The sequence below is a fragment of the Pseudomonas sp. SK genome, from assembly GCF_012975065.1.
Lineage (GTDB): Bacteria > Pseudomonadota > Gammaproteobacteria > Pseudomonadales > Pseudomonadaceae > Aquipseudomonas > Aquipseudomonas anuradhapurensis.
In genome coordinates this window covers 4328424-4350431 of the sequence record NZ_CP051857.1, presented here as the reverse complement: position 1 = coordinate 4350431, position 22008 = coordinate 4328424, and the positions used below count along the sequence as shown (strand labels likewise).

Annotated in this window: 22 protein-coding genes; 9 read left to right on the top strand and 13 right to left on the bottom strand. The window is 64.3% G+C overall.

Features of this window, described 5'->3' with window-relative positions:
- Positions 1 to 4: 4 nt before the first annotated feature.
- The 3 genes from HG549_RS19895 to HG549_RS19885 are packed head-to-tail and all read right to left on the bottom strand — an operon-like array spanning position 5 to position 1462.
- A complete protein-coding gene (locus tag HG549_RS19895; RefSeq protein WP_170031861.1) occupies positions 5 to 487 on the bottom strand; it encodes an LEA type 2 family protein in 483 nt (160 codons plus the stop codon).
- Between the two features lies 1 nt (position 488).
- Positions 489 to 965 carry a YchJ family protein gene (locus tag HG549_RS19890; RefSeq protein WP_170031859.1) on the bottom strand — a complete coding sequence of 159 codons (477 nt, stop codon included), beginning with the start codon at positions 963 to 965 and terminating at the stop codon, positions 489 to 491.
- A 2-nt stretch (positions 966 to 967) separates the two neighbouring features.
- On the bottom strand, positions 968 to 1462 hold the full coding sequence (locus HG549_RS19885; RefSeq protein WP_170031857.1) for a DUF6231 family protein: 495 nt from the start codon (positions 1460 to 1462) through the stop codon (positions 968 to 970).
- A 158-nt stretch (positions 1463 to 1620) separates the two neighbouring features.
- On the opposite strand from HG549_RS19885, the gene HG549_RS19880 reads away from it, so the two are divergent.
- The 3 genes from HG549_RS19880 to HG549_RS19870 all read left to right on the top strand — a co-directional run bounded on the left by HG549_RS19880 (position 1621) and on the right by HG549_RS19870 (position 3558).
- The gene (locus tag HG549_RS19880; protein WP_170031855.1) at positions 1621 to 2313 is read left to right on the top strand and encodes an OmpA family protein; all 693 of its coding nucleotides are present in this window, start codon (positions 1621 to 1623) and stop codon (positions 2311 to 2313) included.
- Positions 2314 to 2531: 218 nt separating this feature from the next.
- The gene (locus HG549_RS19875; protein WP_170031852.1) at positions 2532 to 2807 is read left to right on the top strand and encodes a DUF1145 domain-containing protein; all 276 of its coding nucleotides are present in this window, start codon (positions 2532 to 2534) and stop codon (positions 2805 to 2807) included.
- A complete protein-coding gene (locus HG549_RS19870; protein WP_170031849.1) occupies positions 2800 to 3558 on the top strand; it encodes a collagen-like protein in 759 nt (252 codons plus the stop codon). The genes HG549_RS19875 and HG549_RS19870 overlap by 8 nt, the downstream gene beginning before the upstream one ends.
- Positions 3559 to 3705: 147 nt before the next feature.
- On the opposite strand, the gene HG549_RS19865 is transcribed toward HG549_RS19870, so the two are convergent.
- On the bottom strand, positions 3706 to 4170 hold the full coding sequence (locus HG549_RS19865; RefSeq protein WP_170031846.1) for a CopD family protein: 465 nt from the start codon (positions 4168 to 4170) through the stop codon (positions 3706 to 3708).
- Between the two features lie 98 nt (positions 4171 to 4268).
- Between HG549_RS19865 and dinG the strand changes: the two genes are divergently transcribed.
- The 5 genes from dinG to pdxH all read left to right on the top strand — a co-directional run bounded on the left by dinG (position 4269) and on the right by pdxH (position 11872).
- Entirely contained in the window at positions 4269 to 6413 is a 2145-nt protein-coding gene (gene dinG, locus HG549_RS19860; RefSeq protein ID WP_170031843.1) for an ATP-dependent DNA helicase DinG, read from the top strand.
- 79 nt (positions 6414 to 6492) lie between these two features.
- Positions 6493 to 8727, top strand: coding sequence for a beta-galactosidase (locus HG549_RS19855; RefSeq protein WP_170034263.1), 2235 nt, complete (start codon positions 6493 to 6495; stop codon positions 8725 to 8727).
- Positions 8728 to 8983: 256 nt separating this feature from the next.
- Positions 8984 to 10129, top strand: coding sequence for a serine hydrolase domain-containing protein (locus HG549_RS19850; RefSeq protein WP_186690485.1), 1146 nt, complete (start codon positions 8984 to 8986; stop codon positions 10127 to 10129).
- A 99-nt stretch (positions 10130 to 10228) separates the two neighbouring features.
- Positions 10229 to 11206 (top strand): OmpA family protein, encoded by a 978-nt coding sequence (locus HG549_RS19845; protein WP_170031837.1) that lies wholly within the window; start codon positions 10229 to 10231, stop codon positions 11204 to 11206.
- A gap of 18 nt (positions 11207 to 11224) precedes the next feature.
- A complete protein-coding gene (pdxH, locus tag HG549_RS19840; RefSeq protein WP_170031834.1) occupies positions 11225 to 11872 on the top strand; it encodes a pyridoxamine 5'-phosphate oxidase in 648 nt (215 codons plus the stop codon).
- Positions 11873 to 11989: 117 nt separating this feature from the next.
- Here the strand turns inward: pdxH and HG549_RS19835 are convergent, their stop codons facing one another.
- The gene (locus HG549_RS19835) at positions 11990 to 12223 is read right to left on the bottom strand and encodes a hypothetical protein (RefSeq protein WP_170031831.1); all 234 of its coding nucleotides are present in this window, start codon (positions 12221 to 12223) and stop codon (positions 11990 to 11992) included.
- A gap of 146 nt (positions 12224 to 12369) precedes the next feature.
- On the opposite strand from HG549_RS19835, the gene HG549_RS19830 reads away from it, so the two are divergent.
- Positions 12370 to 12834 carry a glycine zipper 2TM domain-containing protein gene (locus tag HG549_RS19830; protein ID WP_009684613.1) on the top strand — a complete coding sequence of 155 codons (465 nt, stop codon included), beginning with the start codon at positions 12370 to 12372 and terminating at the stop codon, positions 12832 to 12834.
- A 70-nt stretch (positions 12835 to 12904) separates the two neighbouring features.
- Here the strand turns inward: HG549_RS19830 and nhaA are convergent, their stop codons facing one another.
- From nhaA to HG549_RS19790, 8 genes are all read right to left on the bottom strand, one after another.
- Positions 12905 to 14080, bottom strand: a complete 1176-nt coding sequence (gene nhaA, locus HG549_RS19825; RefSeq protein WP_170031828.1) for a Na+/H+ antiporter NhaA — start codon at positions 14078 to 14080, stop codon at positions 12905 to 12907.
- A gap of 250 nt (positions 14081 to 14330) precedes the next feature.
- Positions 14331 to 15938 (bottom strand): NAD(P)/FAD-dependent oxidoreductase, encoded by a 1608-nt coding sequence (locus HG549_RS19820; RefSeq protein WP_170031825.1) that lies wholly within the window; start codon positions 15936 to 15938, stop codon positions 14331 to 14333.
- Between the two features lie 103 nt (positions 15939 to 16041).
- Positions 16042 to 16716, bottom strand: coding sequence for a COG3650 family protein (locus HG549_RS19815; RefSeq protein WP_170031822.1), 675 nt, complete (start codon positions 16714 to 16716; stop codon positions 16042 to 16044).
- A gap of 155 nt (positions 16717 to 16871) precedes the next feature.
- Positions 16872 to 17573: an ABC transporter ATP-binding protein gene (locus tag HG549_RS19810; protein WP_013973921.1), complete on the bottom strand. Its 702-nt coding sequence runs from the start codon at positions 17571 to 17573 to the stop codon at positions 16872 to 16874.
- A complete protein-coding gene (gene livG, locus HG549_RS19805) occupies positions 17574 to 18341 on the bottom strand; it encodes a high-affinity branched-chain amino acid ABC transporter ATP-binding protein LivG (protein ID WP_170031819.1) in 768 nt (255 codons plus the stop codon).
- Positions 18338 to 19594, bottom strand: a complete 1257-nt coding sequence (locus tag HG549_RS19800) for a high-affinity branched-chain amino acid ABC transporter permease LivM (protein WP_170031816.1) — start codon at positions 19592 to 19594, stop codon at positions 18338 to 18340. The genes livG and HG549_RS19800 overlap by 4 nt, the downstream gene beginning before the upstream one ends.
- Positions 19591 to 20514: a high-affinity branched-chain amino acid ABC transporter permease LivH gene (livH, locus tag HG549_RS19795; RefSeq protein WP_023379080.1), complete on the bottom strand. Its 924-nt coding sequence runs from the start codon at positions 20512 to 20514 to the stop codon at positions 19591 to 19593. Before livH ends, HG549_RS19800 begins: the two co-directional genes overlap by 4 nt.
- 185 nt (positions 20515 to 20699) lie before the next feature.
- On the bottom strand, positions 20700 to 21815 hold the full coding sequence (locus HG549_RS19790; protein ID WP_114169629.1) for a branched-chain amino acid ABC transporter substrate-binding protein: 1116 nt from the start codon (positions 21813 to 21815) through the stop codon (positions 20700 to 20702).
- Between the last annotated feature and the right edge of the window lie 193 nt (positions 21816 to 22008).

Here is a 22008-nt window from a genome sequence, read left to right as displayed (position 1 = left end):
AGGGTTACTCCGGGTGGTAATCGCCGGGGATTATCTCACCACTGCGCGACAAGTGCAGGTCCCGATGCATGATCAAGCCGGTCGCCAGTTCGCCCTGCAGGCTGTAGTGCAGCGGCTGACCGCTCTTGAGCAGCTTGGCCAGTGGTTTCAGGTGCTGCCACAGGTTGGTTCGCGCGGTGATCTTGAAGGTACGCCGGGCATGCCCGCCGACACTGCGCCACAGGCTGGTTTCGTCCTGCACCAGCAGCAGGTCGTTGAGGCGTATGGCATAGGACAGGTTGCGGATGAACAGGCGGCTGTCATTCGGGTTGACGACCTGCAGGTGCAGCACGAACTCCTGTTCCAGCAACCTGGCCTTGACCGTCTCGACCTCGACCAGGTGCACCTCGGGTTCGCGCCAGTCATCGCCGCCCCAGCTGCTGCAGCCCGCCAGCAGGGCCAGGCAGGCGAGCAACGGAGCGAGCAGCAGGCGGGCGGGGGCGATCATCTCAGCTACCTACGTAGCTGGCGCAGCATTTCTTGAACTTCTGGCCGCTGGCGCAGGGGCAGGGATCGTTGCGCCCGGCCTTGAGCCCGACCGTCGGGTCGATGAAATACCAATGCCCGGCATGCTGGACGAAGGCCGAGCGTTCGCGGTGCTGGTGATCGCCATCCTGGTCGTGCCAGCGTGCGGTGAAGGTCACAAAGGCATGTTCAGGCTGGCCGCCCAGCACTTCTGCCGCTTCCACCTCCAGGCCCAGCCAGGTGCTCTGGGCACTCCAGGCGGCCATGGCGGCACGGTCCAGGCCGGCTTGCTGGGCCGGCAGGGTGGTGGCCACCAGGTAGTCGACCAGGCCCAGCACATAGGCACTGTAGCGTGAGCGCATCAGCGCCTGGGCATCGGGCGCCGGGGTGCCGGCATGGTAGTGCCCGCAGCAGGCGTCGAGCAGGTTGCCACTGCCGCAAGGGCAGACCGAGACACTCATCATCACCACCAGTACTTGCCAAAGTTTTCAGGGTTGGCCCAGAACTTGGCATTGAGCCAGTCCGGTACCTGCTTGTAGTCATGTAGATCATAGGTGAACAGGCTCAGGACCTGCTCGTCCCGGCAGAATTTCTCGCTGGCCGAGAGGGCCAGGGCAAAAAAGTCGGTGTCCTGCCAGCCGCAGGCGGCCAGGTCGGCCAGCACTGCAACCCGGCTGGCATTGAGGTTGCGCACCCCGCCGAGCAGTTCCAGGCCGGTGCGCTTGGGCAGATGCTCCAGGCAGTCCACCAGTAGCGCCAGGTCAAAGCGCTGCGCCGCCAGTTCGGCCGGCAGCGGGCCGGGGGCTGCGGTGGCGATGGTCACTTGCGGGTGGGCCTGGGCGAAGGCGTCCAGTGCCGGAAAGCGCGTGCCCACCAGCAGCAGGCGTTGCGGGGTGAAGCGCTCGAGCAGGGCGGCCAGGGCCTGCTGCGGGGTGCGCTGGGAAAAGCGGTCGTTCATTGCAAGTCCTCTTCAAGTCGTCCAAGACTAGCGGGCCACAGCGTATGGGCAAAGAGGCATGTGACCGCGTCGTGGCTTATTGCTGGCAGGGATGGCATGCGCGGTCTTTACTCCGAGAGATCGGCCTTATGCCGATTCCCCCTAGGAGAAGCAAAGCAATGAGCATAGTACGCACAGCGATACCCCTGGTCCTGCTCACCAGTGTGTTGACTGGTTGTGCAGGTTTGCAAAAGACCGACTGGCCGAAATGTGCTGCCGTCGGGGGTGTAGGCGGCGCTGCCTTGGGCGCCATCGAGAGCTCCAGCTGGGCTGGCTGGGGTGCCTTGCTGGGCGGTAGCCTGGCGGCAGGCTACTGCTGGGCCCATGGCGATGGCGACGAGGACGGCGACGGCGTGCCGGACAGCCGTGACAAGTGCCCCGGCACCCCGCGCGGCGTGCAGGTGGATGCCAACGGTTGCCCGCCTGAGCCGGCACCGGTGGTCGAGGAAGTGGTGGTGCAGAAGGAAGAAGTCATCGTCATCCGCGATGTGCACTTCGAATTCGATTCTGCGCGCCTGACCGCCAGCGACAAGGAGCGCCTCAACACCGTTGCCACCCGGCTCAAGCAGGAAGCACCGTCCGCCCGTCTGAGCGTCAGCGGTCACACCGACAGCGTCGGCTCCGACCAATACAACCAGAAGCTGTCCGAGCGGCGGGCCCACGCGGTGACCGATTATCTGGTCGAGAGCGGTGTGCCGCGCAGCAGCTTCGTGTCGGTGGTCGGTGCCGGTGAAACCCAGCCGGTGGCAGACAACGCCACGGCCGAGGGGCGTGCCATGAACCGCCGTACCGAAATCAAGATCCAGCGTTAGAGCGCCTGCGCCCGTGCCTTGAGCAGTGGCACGGGCGCGTCCCGCGGCGACAGCCGCTCGTGGCCAGCGGCACCGTCAGGGGCACGCCTGCAAGCGACCGATGGCGCGGCCTCTCCACCAAGCGGCGCTGGCGCCTGCCTTGGCATTGCAGTTAATGTGGTTCGCACGGCCCGCTCGAACGGGCGTCTCGACATAACAACAATCCATGGGGGCGGGATATGAAATTCATCCTGGGCCTGGGCAAGGTCCTGACGGTCGCATTCTGGGGCGTGGTGTTTTTCAATCAATTGATGCCGCAACCCTTGCCGTTCAATTTGCTGATCAATGCTGCGGGTATCGCCTTGCTGGGCCTGCACGTGCTCGAAGTGCTGTTCTTCAATGGCAGCCTGCGCGGGCGCAGCCATCGCTGGTTCGATCGGTTGCAGATCCTGCTGACGGGTATCTTCCATGTCATGTCCATCCCCCGTGCGCAGGAGGCGCCGCGAAATGCGTAATCTGATGTTGCTGGCCATGCTGGCCGTTCCCCTGGCCCAGGCCGAGAGCCTGGAGGTGGCAGCCAACTCCATGCTGCGCCTGCCAAACAAGTCGGCCACTGTGCACCTTGCGCAGTTGCGCGTGGCCGATGCCGCCACCCTGTTGTTGCCGGCCACGCTGGCGGAATTGAAGGTCGACCAGCTGCAGTTGGGGCGGGACGCGCGTATCGCCATTGCGCCGTCCGACAGCCCGTTGCTGATCGAGGCGCGCAGTGCACGGCTGGCCGAGGGCAGCGAATTCAGTGCGCCAGGCGCGGCGGGCACGTACCAGCGGGCCGCGCGTTCGGGGCGTAGCCTGGACCTCAAGCTGGCCGAACTGGATGCCGAGCGGCTGGCGATCGATGCCCGTGGTGGCACGGGTGCTCCCGGGTATGTGGGGCTCGATGGCGCCAACGGCCAGGCCGGCGGCTGTACCTGGGGCCAGGCCAGCCGTGGTGCCAATGGCGACGACGGCGGCAACGGCCATGATGGTGCACCGGGTGGGCGCATTCGCCTGAGCGTGCCGCAGGGCTTCCCGCAGGAGCGCATCGTGGTGCGCCTGGACGGCGGCGCAGCGGGCAAGGCCGGGGCGCCAGGCAAGGCAGGTAAGGGCGGGGCCAGCAAGGGCTGCCTGGTGTACAGCACCGAGGCCGGGGCCAATGGCCGCCCGGGGCAGCCAGGTCAGCCAGGGGCGGCGGGGGCAACCGGTGAGTTGATCCTGCAACGCCTGTAGAAGCCTTGCTACATCCCCCTGTAGGAGCGGCCTTGTGTTGCGATGGGCTGCGCAGCAGCCCCCGATTTCAGCGTTTTTGCATTGATTTATGGGGCTGCTGCGCAGCCCATCGCGACACAAGGCCGCTCCTAACAGGGGGGCAACCCGTCAGGCCATCAGGCGCGAACTGGCCACGGCAACCACCGCCAGGCCCAGCAGCAGGTTGATCCCTACCATCCGCCGAATCCGCCCGAGTACCGCTGCACCCGTCGGCCAGTCCTCGGCCTGCACGGCTGCTTTCAGTTCCGGCAGCAGCAGCGCCTGGACGCGCATGAACAGGGCGAACATGGCGATGCCGCCACCCATCATCACCTGCACGTACTTGGGTGCGGTCTCGAAGCCGCTGAAGCGCATGTGCAACATGCCGATACCACTTATCGCCAAAATCGCCACGGCCAGCCAGACCCAGCCGAAGAAGCGTCGGAACACTTCCACCCACAAACGCAAGCGCGCAGGCCCTTCCAGGGCTGCAACCGTTGCCGGGCGCAGTACCAGCCAGGCGAAGAACATGCCGCCAACCCACACCAGGGCGGCCAATACATGCAATGTGTAGGGCAGGGCAAAGGCAAGCATCCGGATCTCCATGCGGCAGAAAGGGCAAGAGCGGGGTATGATAGCCGCCCCATGCGAAACACTGAAAATATATCCAGCCCGGCGGGCGCCTGCAGACCATGATCAGCAACGAACTCAAAGCCACCATCCAGGGCGCCTATACGCGTTTTCTCGAAGCCAAGAGCCTCAAGCCGCGCTATGGCCAGCGTCTGATGATCGCCGAAGTGGCCAAGGTGCTCGGCGACATCGCCTGCGACGACGAAGGCCGTCGTGCTGGCGAACCGGCCGTGGTGGCGGTGGAGGCAGGCACCGGTACCGGCAAGACGGTGGCCTACAGCCTGGCCGCCATTCCGGCTGCCAAGGCCGCTGGCAAGCGCCTGGTGATCGCTACGGCGACCGTGGCGTTGCAGGAGCAGATCGTGTTCAAGGACCTGCCCGACCTGATGCGCAGCAGCGGGCTCAACTTCAGCTTCGCCCTGGCCAAGGGCCGCGGCCGCTACCTGTGCCTGTCCAAGCTCGACATCCTGCTGCAGGAAGGGCACGCCCAGTCGGCCACCGCCCAGCTGTTCGAGGAAGAAGGCTTCCGCATCGAAGTCGACGAGCGCAGCCAGAAGCTGTTCAACAGCATGATCGAGAAGCTTGCCGGCAACCGCTGGGACGGCGACCGCGACAGCTGGCCAGAAGCCCTGGAAGACCAGGACTGGGCACGCCTGACCACCGACCATAGCCAGTGCACCGGCCGCCATTGCCCGAACTTCCAGCAGTGCGTGTTCTACAAGGCGCGCGAAGGCATGGGCAAGGTCGATGTGATCGTCACCAACCATGACATGGTCCTGGCCGACCTGGCCCTGGGCGGCGGCGCGGTATTGCCCGACCCGCGCGATACCATGTACGTGTTCGACGAAGGCCACCACCTGCCAGACAAGGCCATTGGCCATTTCGCCCATTACTCGCGCCTGCGTTCCACCGCCGACTGGCTGGAGCAGACTGCCAAGAACCTGACCAAGCTGTTGGCCCAGCACCCGTTGCCCGGCGACCTGGGCAAGTACATCGAGCAGGTGCCCGAACTGGCGCGGGAGGTACGCACCCAGCAGCAGTTCATGTTCACCCTGTGCGAGCAGGTTGCCGATTTCCGTCCCGGCGAGGACAACGAAGGCCGTGAGCGCCCGCGCTACCGTTTCGAAGGCGGCGTGGTGCCCGAGCAGATTCGCGAAGTGGGCATCGAGCTGAAAAAGGGCTTCGCCCGCCTCAACGACCTGTTCACCCGGCTGGCCGACCTGCTCAAGGAGGGCATGGACGGCGAGGTCAACATCGGTATCGCCAGCCATCAGGCCGAGGAGTGGTACCCGCTGTTCGGCAGCCTGGTCACCCGAGCCCAGGGCAACTGGGAACTGTGGACGGCGTTTACCGCCGAAGACCCCGAAGACAGCCCGCCCATGGCCCGCTGGCTGACCCTGGCCGAAAGTGGCGCGCTGTTCGACATCGAGGTCAACGCCAGCCCCATCCTGGCCGCCGATATGCTTCGCCGCAGCCTGTGGAATGTCGCCCACGGCGCGCTGGTGACATCCGCGACGCTGACCGCACTGGGCAAGTTCGACCGCTTCCGCATGCGCTCGGGCCTGCCGCATGATGCGGTCACCTGCGTGGTACCGAGCCCGTTCGTGCATGGCGATGCCGGCTTGCTGCGGGTCCCCGACCTCAAGGCCGACCCGCGCGATGCCTCGGCGCACACCGCCGCGATCATCCGCGAGTTGCCGAGCATCGTCGAGGATGCCCGTGGTGCGCTGGTGCTGTTCTCCTCACGCAAGCAGATGCAGGATGTGTTCGATGGCCTCGACCGGGACTGGCGCAAACTGGTGCTGATCCAGGGCAACCTGTCCAAGCAGGAAACCCTGAACAAGCACAAGGCGCGGGTCGACGATGGCCAGCACAGTGTGCTGTTCGGCCTCGCCAGCTTTGCCGAGGGGGTCGATCTGCCGGGGGCCTACTGCGAACACGTGGTGATTGCCAAGATCCCCTTCGCCGTACCCGACGACCCGGTCGAAGCGGCATTGGCGGAGTGGATCGAGGCGCGTGGTGGCAACCCGTTCATGGAAATTGCGGTGCCCGATGCCTCGCTGCGGTTGATCCAGGCCTGTGGTCGCCTGCTGCGAACCGAACAGGATCGCGGCGTTATCACCTTGCTTGATCGGCGGCTGGTCACCCAGCGCTATGGCAAGGCTATTCTCAATGCGCTGCCGCCGTTCCGGCGGGAGATTGCCTGACTGCCGGAGCACTTGCTCCGGCGCGTTGTCCATCACTCAGTCGTGGGCCATGAAGGCCCTGAAGGAGAGCTTCAGCCTTATGGTCCGCCGCACCTTGCCCGCCGTTCTCGCCTTGTTGTTCAGCTCGCCCTTGCTGGCGGGGCAGCAGACGCTCTTCAGCTTCGTGCGCCCAGCCTCGGTGGTCAATGTGCTGACCGAGGATGCCGGCATGCCCCAGTACAATGCGGAGCAGACGGCTGAAGGCGAAGTGTTGCGACGGGTGGTGTTCAACCCGGCCCAGCGGCCAACCCTGCGCCTGAGCCCGCAAAGTGGGGTGTGGGACTGGTCGGCGGGGCAGTTCCTGACCTTGCGTCTGCAAAGCGCAATGGACTGGGCGCTGACCGTGGATGTCACGGTGCAGGGCAGCGATGGCAGCGCGCTGACCAGCCGCATCGACTTGCCAGCCGGCCCTGCCCAGACCGTGATGGTACCGCTGACGGCCCGCTCGCCGCTCAGCCAGGGCATGCGCGCCGGCCCACCGATGCCCTGGAGCCATGATGGCCAGCGCTTGTTGCTGGCCAGCAGCGCCGGTGCGGTAGACCTCAAGCAGGTGGCCTCGGTCAGCCTGAGCATCCCCAGCCCCAAGGTGGCGCAGAGCTTGTTGATCGAGCGGGTTGGCATCCAGGATGACGACCAGGCTTACCAGGCGGCCTATCGTGAGCTGATCGATGCCTATGGCCAGTCCACGCGGGGCCATTGGCCAGAGAAAGTGGCTAACGACGAACAGCTCAAGGCAGCCGATACGCGTGAGCAGCAACAGCTCAAGGGCTGGCTGGCTGAACGTGGCAAACAGCAACTGGATGCCTACGGTGGCTTGCTGGCCGGGCCGGCGTTCGAGGCCAAAGGCTTCTTCCGTACGGAAAAGCGCAATGGCCGCTGGTACCTGGTGACACCGGAAGGGCACCCGTTCTACTCGTTGGGGGTGAATGCCGTGGCTGCGGATGGCGGGCGCACCTACGTCACCGGCCGCGAGGGCATGTTCAAGGCCTTGCCGGGCGAAGGTGATGCGCTGGCCGCCTTCTATGGCGAAGGCAACAACGACGACGGCAACGCCTCGTCACAAGGGCGCCACTTCAAGCAGGGGCGCTGGTTCGACTTCTATGCCGCCAACCTGCAACGCACCTATGGCAAACCTTGCCCGCCGGCAGCAGACGGGCAGCCGGCCAACTGCCCACCGCCAGCGCTGGATGCCGCCCGCTGGCAGGCGCATGCGCTCGACCGCCTGCAGGCCTGGGGGTTCAACACGCTCGGCAACTGGAGCGAGCCGGCCCTGGGCCAGGCCCGTCGCATGCCGTACACCTTGCCGCTGTCGATCGTGGGCGATTACGCCAGCATCAGCACCGGCATGGACTGGTGGGGCAGCATGCCCGACCCGTTCGACCCACGTTTTGCCATGGCCACCGAGCGCGCCGTGGCCATTGCCGCCCGCGATCACCGTGACGACCCCTGGCTGATCGGCTATTTCGCCGACAATGAACTGGCCTGGGCCGCCCCCGGCAGTGACCCCAGGGCACGCTACGGCCTGGCCTACGGCACGTTGCGCCTGACCACCGATGTGCCGGCCAAGCGCGCCTTCCTCAAGCAGTTGCGCGACAAGTACCGCAACCAGGAGGGGCTGTCCAAGGCTTGGGGCATCGAACTGAGCGCCTGGGAACTGATGGAGGATCCGGGCTTCGAAGCGCCGCTGCCCAACCCGGAGCACCCGGAAATCGAGCGTGACTACCAGTATTTCCAGCAGGTGTTTGCCGAAACCTACTTCAAGACGATTGCCGACTCGTTGAAGTGGCATGCGCCGAATCACCTGTTGCTGGGGGGCCGGTATGCGGTCAGCACGCCCGAGGCGGTCAAGGCCTGTGCCGAATTCTGCGATGTGCTCAGCTTCAACTTCTATACGCTCAAGCCGCAGGATGGCTATGACTTCGCCAGCTTGGCCGAGCTGGACAAGCCGGTGCTGGTGTCCGAGTTCCAGTTCGGCTCGCGTGACCGTGGGCCGTTCTGGCCGGGGCCGCTGGAGCTGGCGCGGGAAGAAGACCGTGGCCCGGCCTACGGCAATTTCCTCAAGGCGGCGCTGGCACAGCCGATGATCGTCGGCGCGCACTGGTTCCAGTATCTCGATCAGCCGGCCAGCGGGCGCTTGCTCGATGGCGAGAACGGCCATCTCGGGCTGGTAGCGATCACCGACATGCCTTATCCGGGGTTTGTCGAGGCCGTGCGCAAGAGCAACCTGCAGGCCATGGGCCAGCTGCGCGCCGAGCTGGAAAAGCCTGCCCCATAACTCAGACAGGCCTGTGTAGGAGCGGCCTGGTGTCGCGAAAGGGCCGCAAGGCGGCCCCGGCAATCTCGGCACCAACGCGACACCCATGGCTGCTACGCAGCCCATCGCGACACCAGGCCGCTGCTCCTGGAGGGGACGTGGTGCGTCTGGGTGGCACCATTCGTCGCGACCACCCAGCCCAAGCCAGTTTGCAAAACGCCAAACTACTGAAACAATGCACACCATTTTTCGGAAATGGTCGTACGGAGAACAGCGGGTGCAGATCCAGGGTCACTATGAGCTGAAGTTCGAAGCCGTGCGCGAGGCATTCGCCGCGCTGTTCGATGATCCCCAGGAGCGTGGCGCCGCGCTGTGCATCCAGGTCGGTGGCGAAACCGTCGTCGACCTGTGGGCCGGCAGTGCCGACAAGGATGGCCAGCAGGCCTGGCACAGCGACACCATCGCCAACCTGTTCTCCTGTACCAAGACCTTCACTGCGGTGACCGCCCTGCAACTGGTCGGCGAGGGCAAGCTGGCCCTGGACGCGCCGGTGGCCAACTACTGGCCCGAGTTCGCCCAGGCCGGCAAACAGGCTATCACCCTGCGCCAGCTGCTCAGCCATCGTGCCGGCCTGCCGGCCATCCGCGAGTTGCTGCCGGCCGAAGCCCTGTATGACTGGCAGGCCATGGTCGCTGCCCTGGCCGCCGAGACACCCTGGTGGGCACCTGGCACCGAGCACGGCTATGCCGCCATCACCTACGGCTGGCTGATCGGCGAGCTGATCCGCCGCGCCGATGGTCGTGGCCCTGGCGACTCGATCGTGGCCCGTACTGCGCGCCCATTGGGGCTGGATTTCCATGTCGGCCTGGCCGACGAAGAATTTTACCGCGTGGCGCATATCGCCCGTGGCAAGGGCAACCCCGGGGATGCCGCGGCGCAGCGCCTGCTGCAGGTGACCATGCGCGAGCCCGAGGCGCTTTCGACCCGTGCCTTTACCAATCCGCCAGCCATCCTGACCAGCACCAACAAGCCGGAGTGGCGGCGCATGCAGCAGCCGGCGGCCAACGGCCATGGCAACGCGCGTAGCCTGGCGGGCTTTTACGCCGGGCTGTTGGACGGCAGCCTGCTCGAATCCGAACTGCTCGATGAACTGACCCGTGAGCACAGCCTCGGCCAGGACCGCACCTTGCTCACCCAGACCCGTTTCGGCCTGGGTTGCATGCTCGACCAGCCCGAGGTGGCCAATGCCACCTTCGGCCTCGGCGCGCGCGCCTTCGGCCACCCCGGTGCCGGCGGTTCGGTCGGTTTCGCCGACCCGGAGTACGATGTCGCCTTCGGCTTCGTGGTCAATACCCTTGGCCCATACGTGCTCATGGACCCACGGGCCCAGAAGCTGGTGCGCGTGCTCGCAGGCTGCCTTTGATCGGGTAATGCGGGTATTGCCGCATCCCTTTGACTATCCTCAATGCCAATGCCTGAAGTGTGTGGGCAAAATTTCTTTCTATTTCATGGTGTATCGCTGATGTCTTCACATAAAACCTTAGCACTCGCCCTGTGCCTGACCGCCGTTACCGGCTGCGCCAGTCACCCCCAGGACGCCTCGAAGGACAGCGGCTCGAGCTGGTGGCCCTTCGGTTCGGACAAGGTTGCCGAGCAGGAAGTGAAGCAAGCCGTTACTGAAAACGTGGCCAAGGCCGACGCCAAGTCCGAGAGCGCCAGCCGTTGGTGGTGGCCATTCGGTGGTGAGCAGAAGCAGGCCAAGGGGCCGGTGCTGCCCAAGATCGACGAGAAGGCCACCCAGGCCTGGCTGGACGAATACGAGCCCAAGCTGCGTGAAGCCATCAAGGGCAGCAAGCTGGAGCTTGAGCGCCGCGACAACGTGCTGGCCGTGACCCTCCCAGTGGACAGCTCGTACAACCCTGACCGCCCGAGCATGCTGTTGCCGATGTCCCTGGGCCCGATTACCCGCGTGGCCAAGACCGTCGAAGGCGATGCCAAGACTGCCGTGCTGGTGCTCGGCCATGCCGACAGCAGCGGTGCCGCTGCGGCGAACCAGAAGCTCAGCCTGGAGCGCGCCGCTTCGGTGTCGGCCATCTTCCGCCTCAGCGGCCTGCAGCGTGACCGCCTGAACCTCAAGGGCATGGGCTCGGTCATGCCGCGCGCGGCCAATGACAGTGCCGAGGGCCGCGCCTTGAACCGTCGCGTTGAAATGCTGCTGACTCCGCAGAACACCATGGTTGCGCTGTTGGCCAAGTACCAGCAAGCCGCCCCGGCCCCGGCGCCAGCCTCGATGGTGGCGGTGCAGGACACCAAGGCCCCAGCCGCCAAGGCTGCCGACAGCAAGCCGGCGGCCAAGGCTGCGGCGAAGAAGCCTGCAGCCAAGGCCAAGGCGCCAGCCAAGACTGCGGCCAAGAAAAAAGCCGCCCCGGCCAAGCCCGTGGCCAAGAAAGCTACCGCTGACAAGAAAGTAGCTGCCAACAGCCCTGCGAAGACCAACTGATCGTCAAGGAACGCAGCAATGACCCAATCCCTGGCTGATATGCGCCGCGACTACACCCGAGATGGCCTGGCCGAAGCCCAGGCCCCGGGGGAGCCGTTCGCCCTGTTCCACCAGTGGTTCGCCGATGCGGTGAAAACCGAGCAGGTACCGGTAGAAGCCAATGCCATGACCCTGGCCACCGTCGATGCCGACGGCCGCCCCCATTGCCGCGTTTTGCTGCTCAAGGGGCTCGATAAGCGTGGTTTCACCTTTTTCACCAACTACGACAGCGCCAAGGGCCAGCAACTGCTGGCCAACCCCTACGCCGCCATGACCTTCTTCTGGCCGGCGCTGGAGCGTCAGGTGCGCATCGAAGGGCGGGTGGAAAAGGTCACGGCCGAGGAATCGGATGCCTACTACCAGGTGCGTCCATTGGGCAGCCGCCTGGGCGCCTGGGCCTCGCCGCAGAGCCGGGTGATTGCCGGCCGTGAGGAACTGGAAAGCCTGGTCAAGGCCACCGAGGCGCGCTTCTCCGATACCCAGCCGCATTGCCCGGAGCATTGGGGCGGGTACCGGTTGCTGCCGGAGCGGGTCGAGTTCTGGCAGGGCCGGGCCAGCCGCTTGCATGACCGGCTGAACTACCGCCTGGTCGATGGGCAATGGCTGCGGGAGCGCCTGGCGCCCTGACATTGCGGGGCCGCCTTGCGGCCCTTGCCCGCCACAGGCCGGGGTGGCAGCTCAGTTCCCTGTAGGAGCGGCCTTGTGTCGCGATGGGCTGCGCAGCAGCCCCGACAATCGATCAGATTACCCCGGATACCCCGCCGCCTCGCGCTCCAGCCACCCCGCCAACTGTTTGCGCCGCACCTTCTCCAGCCGCGCCTGTTCCAGCTTTTGCAGCATGTACGCCCGCTTGCCAGGGTCCGCCCCGGCCAGCGACAGCGCCAGGTCACGGTCCATCCAGCGGCGCATGCGCACATACAACCACCCGTGGAAATACAGCCCCGCAACGGTGGCAACCACGACGATGAAGTAATCCATGGCTATCCTTGGTCTCACTTGAAATGGCCTGATACAGCCAGGCAGGCTGTACCTCGGCTGAATGAAAACAATTTTATTGCGTTTGTACCGTGACAGTCGTCAACGTGCAGCGTCTAATGAGCACCTGACTTATGGAGACTTTACCCATGCGTAAATCCGCTTTGCTGGTGGCGACCTTCACCACCATGTCGTTGTTGCTGGGTGGCTGTGCCTCGAGCCTGACCGGTGACAGCTACTCCCGTGATGAGGCTCGCCGCGTGCAGACCGTGCGCATGGGCACCATCGAATCCCTGCGCCCGGTCAAGATCGAGGGTACCAAGACCCCGATCGGCGGCGGCGCCGGTGCCATCGTCGGTGGCGTGGCCGGCAGCGCCGTGGGTGGCGGCCGTGGCAGCATCGTGGCTGCCGTGATTGGCGCCGTTGCCGGCGGTCTGGCCGGCTCCGCGGCCGAAGAAGGCCTGACCCGCACCCAGGGCGTGGAAATCACCGTGCGCGAGGACGATGGCAGCATGCGCGCCTATGTGCAGGCGGTGCAGGAGAACGAGATCTTCCGCGTTGGCGACCGCGTACGCATCATGACCGTCGACGGTACCAGCCGCGTCTCGCACTGATCGTAGCGCAACAACAAAAAACCCCGACATGGCTGCACGCCAGTCGGGGTTTTTTCATGCCGTGGTCAGCTCAACCAGCGCTGGGCTTGCGGCTGGCCATGGCGGTTACGGCGTAGCCGAGCACGGCGGCAAGGAACGAGCCGGTGAGAATACCCATGCGGTCCATTCCGGCGAACTCGCTGCTGCCTGGCACGAAGGCGAGTGAGCCAACGAACAGGCTCATGGTGAAGCCGATGCCACAGAGGATCGCCACGCCCAGCAATTGGCCCCAGCTGGCACCCGCAGGCAAAGCGGCCAGGCGCAGTTTGACCGCGACCCAGGTCAAGCCGAAGACACCCACGGTCTTGCCCAGCAGCAGCCCGACGGCAATGCCCAGTGGCACTGGGTGGGTGAAACTGTCCACACTCATGCCTGCCAGCGATACACCGGCATTGGCGAAGGCGAACAACGGCAGGATGGCGTAGGCGACCCACGGGTGCAGGGCATGTTCCAGGGCGAGCGATGGCGAGCGCTCAGCCTGCCGGGTACGCAGCGGGATGCACAGCGCCAGGGCAACGCCAGCCAGGGTGGCATGCACACCGCTCTTGAGCACGCAGACCCACAGGACCAGGCCAACGATCATGTAGGGCCCCAGCTTGACCACGCCAAGCCGGTTCATCGCCACCAGCACCACCAGGCAGGCGGCCGCCAGCAGCAGCGACAGGCTAGACAGGGTGCCCGAATAGAACAGGGCAATGACGATGATCGCACCCAGGTCGTCGATGATCGCCAGGGTCATCAGGAACAGTTTCAGCGACACCGGCACGCGCTTGCCCAGCAGGGCCAGCACACCGAGGGCGAAGGCGATATCGGTGGCGGTGGGGATGGCCCAGCCGGCCACGGCGGCGGGGTTGTCGCGGTTGATGAACCAGTAGATCAATGCCGGTACCAGCATGCCGCCCACGGCAGCGGTGGCAGGCAAGATCACCTGCGACGGTCTGGACAGGTGGCCGTCGACCACCTCGCGCTTGACCTCCAGGCCGATCAGCAGGAAGAACAGTGCCATCAGGCCGTCGTTGATCCATAACAGCAACGGCTTGGCAATGTGCAGCGCGCCGACCTGTACGGCGACGGGCACGTCGAGCAGGGCGCTGTACAGGTATGACAGCGGCGAATTGTTGATGACCAGGGCCAGTATGGCGGCTGCGATCAGCAGCAGGCCGCTGGCGGCCTCCAACTGCAGGAAACGGGCTAACAGGCTACGCACGGGCTATAGGCTCTCCATGGGCAGTTACGGATGGAAATGGCGTACACCCTAGCCTGTGAAGATATGCTTTAAAACAAAAACTATATTCTTTTTTGTTATATGTTGTTACTGGGCTGGGCTGGAGGAAGCCTAGATGCAGAATGGGAAATAGGGGGTAAGGGAAGTCTGATGTTTTCTCGGATTTTTCTTGCGCCTACAGGGCGGCTTTCGCGGTTTTGCCCGCGAAAGCGCCCTCACAGGCCATGAACCGTCAGAGGCCGAGCATATCCCGCGCCACCGCCTCGGCAATGCGAATACCATCGACGCCTGCCGACAGAATCCCGCCCGCGTACCCAGCCCCTTCACCCGCCGGGAACAGCCCCTTGAGGTTCAGGCTCTGGAAGTCCTCACCGCGGGTGATGCGCAATGGCGACGAGGTACGTGTCTCGATCCCGGTCAACACCGCATCGTGCAGGTTGTAGCCCTTGATCTGCCGGTCGAACGCCGGCAATGCCTCGCGGATCGCCTCGATGGCGAAGTCTGGCAGGCTCGGCGCCAGGTCGCCCAGGGTCACGCCTGGCTTGTAGGACGGCTCGACACTGCCCAGCGCGGTCGAGGGCCGGCCGGCGACGAAGTCACCCACCAGTTGTGCCGGGGCCTGGTAGTTGCTGCCGCCCATCACATAGGCATGGGCTTCCAGGCGTTCCTGCAGTTCGATGCCGGCCAGCGGGCCGCCGGGGTAGTCGCGTTCGGGGTCGATGCCGACGACGATACCGGAGTTGGCATTGCGCTCGTTGCGCGAGTACTGGCTCATGCCGTTGGTGACCACCCGGCCTGGTTCGCTGGTGGCGGCGACCACGGTGCCGCCTGGGCACATGCAGAAGCTGTACACCGAACGGCCATTGCTGGCGTGGTACACCAGCTTGTAATCGGCAGCACCGAGTTTCGGGTGGCCGGCGTATTTGCCCAGGCGCGCCTTGTCGATCAAGGTTTGCGGGTGCTCGATACGGAAGCCCACCGAGAACGGCTTGGCTTCCATGTATACGCCCTTGGCGTGCAGCATGCGGAAGGTGTCGCGGGCACTGTGGCCGAGGGCCAATACCACGTGGCGGGAGTGCAGTTGCTCGCCGCTCTCCAGCACCACGCCGGTCAGTTGGCCGTCGTCGATCAGCAGGTCGGTGACCTTCTGCTGGAAGCGTACTTCAGCGCCCAGGGCGATCATGTCCTGGCGCATCTGCTCGACCATGCCGGTCAGGCGGAAGGTACCGATGTGCGGCTTGTTGATGTACAGGATTTCGTCCGGCGCACCGGCCTTGACGAACTCTTCCAGCACTTTGCGGCCGTGGTGTTGCGGGTCCTTGATCTGGCTGTACAGCTTGCCATCGGAGAAGGTCCCGGCGCCGCCTTCGCCGAACTGCACGTTGGATTCCGGGTTGAGCACGCTCTTGCGCCACAGGCCCCAGGTGTCCTTGGTGCGCTGGCGCACTTCCTTGCCACGTTCGAGGATGATCGGCTTGAAGCCCATCTGCGCCAGCAGCAGGCCGGCGAAGATGCCGCACGGGCCGAAGCCGACCACGATCGGGCGTTCCTGCAGGTTGGCCGGGGCCTGGCCGACGAACTTGTAGGTCACGTCGGGCGCCGGGCCAATGTTGCGATCGTCGGCGAACTTGCTGAGCAGCTCGGCTTCGTTGCTGGCTTCCAGGTCGATGGTGTAGATGAACAGCAGCTCGCTGTTCTTCTTGCGCGCATCGTAGCTGCGCTTGAACAGGTTGAAGCTGAGCAGTTGCTCGTCGCGAATGCCCAGGCGCTGGACGATGGCTTCACGCAGGGCTTCGTCGGGATGGTCCAGGGGCAGCTTCAGTTCGGTGATTCGTAGCATGGCAGGGTCCAGTATCCCGGCCATGGGCGGCCGGCGGCTTTACACAAACCGCCAAGTATAAGCTGTTCGCCACCCCGACTGGCAGGATAAAAGCACCCGGCGATCAGTTGTCGCGTGCGCCGCCGTAGTAACCGCAGCCCTGCAGGGTCTTGCCGTCGATGCGCAGTTCGGTGCGCAGGTGATAGATGGCGCCGGTGGCGCTGTCCACGCAGCGTTGCGGCGCGGCCCACAGTTCCACGTGCTGGCCGTTGGCTTCGCTGGTCAGGGTCAGGCCGCCACCGGGCACTTGCTCTTCGAGGAACGGCAGGGGCAGGGGGGGCTGACCGATGCGGTTGAGCACCATGCCCTTGCCGCTGGCCTTGATGTCCCAGCCCGGCTCATGGCCGTTGGCACGCAGGGTCAACTGTTTGAAGTTAGGGTCTTCACAGGCGCGGATGGACGGTTCCAGGCGATACAGCTGGCGTACTTCCAGCTGGCCGTCGGTGCTGGCCTGCTTGCTGCCGGTGAGGCGACCGCGGACATCGGCGAACAGTTTGTCGTTGGCGTCCTTGGCCAGGTTGGCGGCTTCTTGCAGGATACCGGTGGCGGCGACGTCGTTGATCACGAAGGTGCGGCTTTCGCTGCACGGCTTGAACAGCAGCTGACCACCAGCGGCGCGCAGTTCGCCCTGCATGCGCGTGGTGCCGATGTTCGGGTCGCTGGGGGCGTCGGCCATGAGCTGACAACCACCAAACAGGGGCAGCAAGGCACTGAGCAGCAGGGTAGGGGTGAGGCGCATGGGGCGGGCTCCGGGTTCTTTGCCGTGAAAGCTGGCCACGTTACGCAGGCTGGCGGCGGATCTCAAGTTAATGGTTGCCGGTACTGGCCCTGTCGCCGGACCAGTCGATACAGTTCCAACAGGCAGAAAAAAGGGCCCGAAGGCCCTTTTTCCGATCAACCCCCCAGGTACGCGTCGCGCACTTTCGGGTCGGTCAGCAGTGCTTCACCGGTGCCTTGCATCACCACCCGGCCGTTTTCCAGCACGTACGCCCGGTCGGCGATCTTCAGCGCCTGGTTGGCGTTCTGCTCCACCAGGAACACGGTCACGCCGTCACGGCGCAGCTGTTCGATGATGTCGAAGATCTGCTGGATGATGATCGGTGCCAGGCCCAGCGAGGGCTCGTCGAGCAGCAGCAGCTTGGGCTTGCTCATCAGCGCGCGGCCAATGGCGAGCATCTGCTGCTCGCCACCGGACATGGTGCCGCCACGCTGGATATAACGCTCCTTCAGGCGCGGGAACAGCTGCAGCACCTTGTCCAGCTGTTCCTGGTAATCGCCCTTGTCGGTGAAGAAGCCGCCCATCGCCAGGTTTTCCTCGACGGTCAGGCGGGAGAACACGCGGCGGCCTTCCGGCACTACCGCGATGCTCTTGCGCATGATGTGCGAGGACGGCTGGCCGACCAGTTCTTCACCCAGGTACTTGATGCTGCCGCTGTGCGCCTGCGGCGAGCCGCACAGGGTCATCAGCAGGGTCGACTTGCCGGCACCGTTGGCACCGATCAGGGTGACGATCTCGCCCTGGTTGATTTCCACGTTGACGCTGTGCAGCGCCTGGATCTTGCCGTAGAAGGTGGAAACGTTCTCGAACTTCAGCATTTACGCTTCCCCCAGGTAGGCTTTGATCACATCAGGGTTGTCGCGGATCTCCTCCGGCGTGCCGTGGGCCAGGGGTGTGCCCTGGTTGATCACCACGATATGGTCGGAAATGCTCATCACCAGCTTCATGTCGTGCTCGATCAGCAGCACGGTGACGTTGTGCGACTCGCGCAGGTAGGCGATCAGTGCCTTGAGGTCTTCGGTTTCCTTCGGGTTCAGGCCCGCTGCCGGTTCGTCGAGCATGATGATGCGCGGCTGGGTCATCATGCAGCGGGCGATTTCCAGGCGGCGTTGCTGGCCGTAGGCGAGGGTGCCGGCGGTGCGGTTGGCGAACTCGGTCAGGGCGACCTTTTCCAGCCAGTACTGCGCGCGTTCCATGGCCTCCTTCTCGCTGCGGCGGAAGCTCGGGGTCTTGAACAGGCCGGCGAAGAAGTTGGTGTTCAGGTGACGGTGCTGGGCAATCAGCAGGTTTTCCAGTGCGGTCATTTCCTTGAACAGGCGCACGTTCTGGAAAGTCCGCACCACGCCCTTGCGGGCGATCTGGTGGCCGGCCAGGCCCTGGATCGGCTGGCCGTCGAGCAGGATGGTGCCGCCGCTGGGCTTGTAGAAGCCGGTCAGGCAGTTGAACACCGTGGTCTTGCCGGCGCCGTTCGGGCCGATCAGTGCCACCACCTGTTTTTCCTTGACGGTCAGGCCCACGCCATTGACCGCCAACAAGCCGCCGAAGCGCATGCTCAGGCCGCTGACTTGCAGAATTTCACGGCTCATCGATGCAGCTCCATGTGTGGTCGTTGCATAGGCAGCAAGCCTTGCGGACGCCAGATCATCATCAACACCATCAGCGCACCGAACATCAGCATCCGGTATTCGCTGAACTCACGCATCAGCTCTGGCAGCAGGATCATCACGATGGCCGCGAGAATCACGCCCAGCTGTGAACCCATGCCGCCGAGCACGACGATGGCGAGGATGATCGCCGACTCGATGAAGGTGAACGACTCCGGCGTCACCAGGCCTTGGCGCGCAGCGAAGAAGCTGCCGGCGAAACCGGCGAAGCAGGCACCCAGGGTGAAGGCCGAAAGCTTGATCACGGTCGGGTTCAGGCCCAGGGCACGGCAGGCGATCTCGTCTTCGCGCAGGGCTTCCCAGGCGCGACCGATCGGCATGCGCAGCAGGCGGTTGATCACGAACAGCGCCAGCAGGGCCAGCAGCAGGGCCACCAGGTAGAGGAAGATGACCTTGTTGATCGAGTTGTATTCCAGCCCGAAGAACTCATGGAAGGTCTGCACGCCCTCGGCGGCACGGCGTTCGAAGGTCAGGCCGAAGAACTCCGGCTTGGGGATGTTGCTGATGCCGTTGGGGCCGCCGGTCCAGTCGGTGAGGTTACGCAGGAACAGGCGGATGATCTCGCCGAAGCCGAGGGTCACGATCGCCAGGTAGTCACCGCGCAGGCGCAGCACCGGGAAGCCGAGCAGGAAGCCGAAGGTGGCGGCCATCAGGCCGGCGATCGGCAGGCATACCCAGAAGCTCCAGCCCAGGTAGTGCGAGAGCATCGCGTAGCTGTAGGCACCGACGGCGTAGAAACCGACGTAGCCGAGGTCGAGCAGGCCGGCCAGGCCGACCACGATGTTCAGGCCCAGGCCCAGCAGCACGTAGATCAGGATCAGCGTGGCGATGTCGACCGCACCGCGCGAGCCGAAGAATGGCCATACCAGGGCCGCGACGATCAGGCCCATGATCACGTAGCGCTGGGTTTTCGGCAGGGTCAGGTAGTTGCTGACGGCTGGCGGGATCAGCTTGCGGTCCGAGCGGCGGCCCATCACCGCGCTCCACTGCTTGTCGAACAGCACGCGCAGGAACATCAGCGCCGAACACACGGCGATGATACTGATGGTGAACGACCCTTGGCTGTGCACCGCCAGGCTGATGCCGTCGATGCTCAGTTTCAGGCCCAGCACCGGGAAGGCCACGGCCCATACCAGCAAGGCGCTGAAGAACGCCTGTTTGAGATTTCTGTTCATACTTTTTCAACCTCCGGGCGGCCCAGGATGCCGGTCGGCCGGAATAGCAGGACAAGAACCAACAAGCCGAATGCCACCACGTCCTTGTACTGGTCGCCGAAGATATCGGCACCGAACGCTTCGGCCACGCCCAGCACCAGCCCGCCGAGCATGGCGCCCGGGATGCTGCCGATGCCACCCAGCACCGCCGCGGTGAAGGCCTTCAGGCCCACCAGGAAACCGGCGTTGGGGTTGATCACCCCGTACTGCATGCTCAGCAGCACGGCCGCCACCGCCGCCAGGGCGGCACCGATGACGAAGGTGAGGGCGATGATGTTGTTGGTGTTGATGCCCAGCAGGTTGGCCATCTTGATGTCCTCGGCACAGGCGCGGCAGGCACGGCCCAGGCGGGAACGGGAGATGAACAGGGTGAGGCAGGTCATGGCCACCAGGGTGACCACGAACACCAGGATCTGCATGTAGGAAACCAGAACTTCTTCCGCACCGCCCGGCCCGAACGAGAAGCTTCCGGGGATCAGGTTGGGGATGGACTTGTCCTTGGAGTCTTGCGACAGCAAGACGGTGTTCTGCAGGAAGATCGACATGCCGATGGCGGAAATCAGCGGGATCAGGCGGTTGCTGTTGCGCAGGGGGCGGTAGGCAACCCGTTCGATGCTGTAGCCATAGGCACTGGTAACGAAGATCGTTGCGACGAAGGCAACGGTCATCAGGATCGGCAGCGAATGGATACCCATCATGGCCAGGCCCGCCAGGGCGATGAAGGCCACATAGGAACCGATCATGTACACCTCGCCGTGGGCGAAGTTGATCATGCCAATGATGCCGTACACCATCGTGTAGCCGATGGCGATCAAGGCATAGGTGCTGCCAATGGTCAATCCATTAACCAGTTGTTGGAAGAAATGGTAGATCTCAGGCATTACAGCGCTCCTAAAAACCTGATTTGCATTTCGCTGGCGGGGGTACGGCCAGGAAACCGCGGGTGACGGTTTTAAGATTTTCAGGTGAACCCGCCCCCGGATCGCGGGGATCAGGCCCATGAACCTCGTAAAACAAAGCCCACTGCTCGCACAGTGGGCTCCTAGGTCAGCTATTAGTCACGCAGTTACTGAGGGGAGACTTCGGTCTTCGGCTTGCCGAAGTGCCATTCGTAGACCACGAACTTGAAGTCTTTCAGGTCGCCTTTCTCGTCGTAGGACAGGGTGCCGGTCGGGGTCTTGAAGGAGCCGGCGTGGATGGCCTCGGCCACCTTGTCGGTGTCTTCGGACTTGGCTGCCTTGATACCTTGGGCGATCAGCTCGACAGCCGAGTAGGCCGGGAACACGAACGGGCCGCTTGGGTCCTTGCCGTCAGCCTTGATGGCATCGACGATGGCCTTGTTCTCAGGGTCGGCGTCGAACGACTTCGGCAGGGTCACCAGCAGGCCTTCGGAGGCGTTCTGGGCGATCTGCGAGATGGAGTCGTTACCCACGCCTTCCGGGCCCATGAACTTGGCTTTCAGGCCTTTTTCCTGAGCCTGGCGCAGGATCAGGCCCAGCTCCGGGTGGTAGCCGCCGTAGTAGACGAAATCGACGTTGTTCTGCTTGAGCTTCTGGATGATCGAGGAGAAGTCCTTGTCACCGGCGTTCAGGCCTTCGAACACGGCAACCTTGGTGCCTTTGCCTTCCAGGGTTTGCTTGACCGCGGTGGCGATGCCTTCACCGTACTGCTGCTTGTCGTGGAGTACCGCAACCACTTTCGGCTTGACGTGGTCGGCGATGTAGTTGCCGGCGGCCGGGCCCTGGGCGCTGTCCAGGCCGATGGTGCGGAAGATCAGCTTGTAGCCACGGGCGGTGATTTCCGGCGAGGTGGCGGCCGGGGTGATCATGATCACGCCTTCGTCTTCGTAGATGTCGGACGCTGGTTGGGTGGAGCTGGAGCACAGGTGGCCGATGACGAACTTGACGCCGTCGTTGACCACCTTGTTGGCGACTGCCACGGCCTGTTTAGGGTCGCAGGCGTCGTCGTATTCCTTGGCTTCGAGCATCTTGCCATCGACGCCGCCCTTGGCGTTGATATCCTTGATGGCTTGCTTGGCGCCGATGAACTGCATGTCGCCGTACTGGGTCACAGGGCCGGTCTTGGGGCCTGCGATCCCGATCTTGATGGTATCGGCGGCAAACGAATGGCTGGCTACCCCGGCCAGAACCATTGCGGCGAACAGCTTGGAAATCTTGATCATAGTGCTCCACTCATTCTGTTGTAATTCTTATAGTCCTGGCGGCCAGGGCTACAGACCGGGCGGGATTTGCGGCGTGGCCATGCCAACGCGCAAGCCCACCTTCCCCCGGAACATGTCCCGGAACTGTACCGGTACAGTGTAGAGCGCTGTCCAAGCGCTTGAAAAGCGTTCGAAAAGTGCCTGTTTCCTGGGT

Coding starts and splice junctions, on each gene's coding strand:
- HG549_RS19895 (WP_170031861.1), bottom strand. CDS start 487: ATGATCGCCCCCGCCCGCCTGCTGCTCGCTCCGTTGCTCGCCTGCCTG.
- HG549_RS19890 (WP_170031859.1), bottom strand. CDS start 965: ATGAGTGTCTCGGTCTGCCCTTGCGGCAGTGGCAACCTGCTCGACGCC.
- HG549_RS19885 (WP_170031857.1), bottom strand. CDS start 1,462: ATGAACGACCGCTTTTCCCAGCGCACCCCGCAGCAGGCCCTGGCCGCC.
- HG549_RS19880 (WP_170031855.1), top strand. CDS start 1,621: ATGAGCATAGTACGCACAGCGATACCCCTGGTCCTGCTCACCAGTGTG.
- HG549_RS19875 (WP_170031852.1), top strand. CDS start 2,532: ATGAAATTCATCCTGGGCCTGGGCAAGGTCCTGACGGTCGCATTCTGG.
- HG549_RS19870 (WP_170031849.1), top strand. CDS start 2,800: ATGCGTAATCTGATGTTGCTGGCCATGCTGGCCGTTCCCCTGGCCCAG.
- HG549_RS19865 (WP_170031846.1), bottom strand. CDS start 4,170: ATGCTTGCCTTTGCCCTGCCCTACACATTGCATGTATTGGCCGCCCTG.
- dinG (WP_170031843.1), top strand. CDS start 4,269: ATGATCAGCAACGAACTCAAAGCCACCATCCAGGGCGCCTATACGCGT.
- HG549_RS19855 (WP_170034263.1), top strand. CDS start 6,493: ATGGTCCGCCGCACCTTGCCCGCCGTTCTCGCCTTGTTGTTCAGCTCG.
- HG549_RS19845 (WP_170031837.1), top strand. CDS start 10,229: ATGTCTTCACATAAAACCTTAGCACTCGCCCTGTGCCTGACCGCCGTT.
- pdxH (WP_170031834.1), top strand. CDS start 11,225: ATGACCCAATCCCTGGCTGATATGCGCCGCGACTACACCCGAGATGGC.
- HG549_RS19835 (WP_170031831.1), bottom strand. CDS start 12,223: ATGGATTACTTCATCGTCGTGGTTGCCACCGTTGCGGGGCTGTATTTC.
- HG549_RS19830 (WP_009684613.1), top strand. CDS start 12,370: ATGCGTAAATCCGCTTTGCTGGTGGCGACCTTCACCACCATGTCGTTG.
- HG549_RS19820 (WP_170031825.1), bottom strand. CDS start 15,938: ATGCTACGAATCACCGAACTGAAGCTGCCCCTGGACCATCCCGACGAA.
- HG549_RS19815 (WP_170031822.1), bottom strand. CDS start 16,716: ATGCGCCTCACCCCTACCCTGCTGCTCAGTGCCTTGCTGCCCCTGTTT.
- HG549_RS19810 (WP_013973921.1), bottom strand. CDS start 17,573: ATGCTGAAGTTCGAGAACGTTTCCACCTTCTACGGCAAGATCCAGGCG.
- livG (WP_170031819.1), bottom strand. CDS start 18,341: ATGAGCCGTGAAATTCTGCAAGTCAGCGGCCTGAGCATGCGCTTCGGC.
- HG549_RS19800 (WP_170031816.1), bottom strand. CDS start 19,594: ATGAACAGAAATCTCAAACAGGCGTTCTTCAGCGCCTTGCTGGTATGG.
- livH (WP_023379080.1), bottom strand. CDS start 20,514: ATGCCTGAGATCTACCATTTCTTCCAACAACTGGTTAATGGATTGACC.
- HG549_RS19790 (WP_114169629.1), bottom strand. CDS start 21,815: ATGATCAAGATTTCCAAGCTGTTCGCCGCAATGGTTCTGGCCGGGGTA.